At 63.6% G+C, this 1,367-nt stretch carries 3 protein-coding genes; all 3 read right to left on the bottom strand.

The window, feature by feature from the left end:
- The coding region (locus CW742_RS13235; protein ID WP_292421146.1) for a CBS domain-containing protein at nt 1-369 on the bottom strand (369 nt) is incomplete at its 3' end.
- A 5-nt stretch (nt 370-374) separates the two neighbouring features.
- Nucleotides 375-761: a CBS domain-containing protein gene (locus CW742_RS15455; RefSeq protein ID WP_342764888.1), complete on the bottom strand. Its 387-nt coding sequence runs from the start codon at nt 759-761 to the stop codon at nt 375-377.
- Nucleotides 762-767: 6 nt separating this feature from the next.
- On the bottom strand, nt 768-1,367 hold a 600-nt coding region (locus tag CW742_RS15450), incomplete at its 5' end, for a CBS domain-containing protein (protein ID WP_342764887.1).

Genomic DNA, 1,367 nt, shown 5'->3' with positions numbered 1-1,367 from the left:
CATCAGATCGGTCTTGGTCACGATCCCGACAACCGACCCGCCCTCAACAACGGGGACACTGCTGATGGTCCTTTGCGCAAATGTCCGTGCTATCTCCTGTGCCCCGGTATCGGGCGCCACCGTGACCGGACCCTCGGTCATCAGTGCGCCCACCGGGACGCGGTCGAGCGGCCGCCGCCGCCATGCCGGTTCCCCCTGCCGCATGCGGTAGGCGATGTCTTTTTTGGTGATGATGCCCCGGATCGCCTCGCCTTCCATGACGAGGAGCCGGGAGATCCGGTGCCGCACCATCAGGTTGCGGGCATGCGCCACGGTCGCATCCGGCGCAACGACACGGACCGGTGATGACATCACGTCGCGTGCATACATCGTCTTCACCCCGCAGAGAATGCCCGGACAAGATCGAACTCGGTGACAAGGCCGATGAGCCGGGAGTCCTCGATGACGGGCAGCGCACCGATGTTCCTGTTGAGCATCTCCTGCGCGGCCTCGTCGATCTTCTTGTCCGGGGTTGTCGAGTGCAGCTCACCGGCAATGAGTTCCCGCACGGGAAGGCTCGTTACCTCCGCGAAATGACCGGTCTCGATCCGGGAGAAGACCTCCCGGCTCCCGAGGTACCGCATGATGTCCGTGGCGGTGACGATCCCGTACAGGACATCATCGCTTACCACCGGCAGCCGGCGGAACCGGTACTTCGTCATGTCGCGCGTGACCGTTGCGATCGGGCAGCCGGGGGCAGTGACGCGGAGGGTGGTGCTCATCACGTCTTAGACCTTGAGCGGGCTCCGCGTTGCTGCAAGCACCCGAAGGATGTCCCGTTCAGCGACGATACCTTCAAGCACCCCGTCTTTATCGGTGATTGGGAGGCCCCCGATCTTCTTCTTCAGGATGATCTCCAGGGCGTCGCCGATCCGGGCATCCGACCGGAGGGTCTCGGGCTGCTGTGTCATGATGGTGCGCACGCTCTCGTTGACGGCCGCGATCAGGTTGCCGTCATGACGGCCCGTGACGAGCCGGAACTTGTCGCCTCCGCCCATGAAGTTGATGATGTCGCCCGAGGTGATGATCCCGCGCAGCTTCTTTGTCCCGGCGTCGGTGACGGGCAGCCGGCGGAACCCGCAGGCGGTCATCTGGCCGGCTGCCGTCATGATCGTCTGCGTCGGGGGGACGCTGATGACATCCTGCGTTGCGATCGCCATGATCTCACCTTCCTGTTCTGCGATGCGGGAGGAGAACTCGACCGGCCCCCGGTCGCGTTTTCCCTGCATCTTCAAGAGCCGGTCGCCCTGTTTGACGCCCCGGTCGTTCCTCTGCATGAATTCCTCCTTATGGGTATTCTCCTGCCGGATGCAGGAGGTGTCGTTCAT

This window comes from Methanoregula sp. (assembly GCF_002835825.1).
In the GTDB taxonomy this organism is placed as follows: domain Archaea; phylum Halobacteriota; class Methanomicrobia; order Methanomicrobiales; family Methanospirillaceae; genus Methanoregula.
The sequence above is the reverse complement of the archived record's forward strand: the minus strand, read 5'-3'. Positions and strand labels throughout refer to the sequence as shown.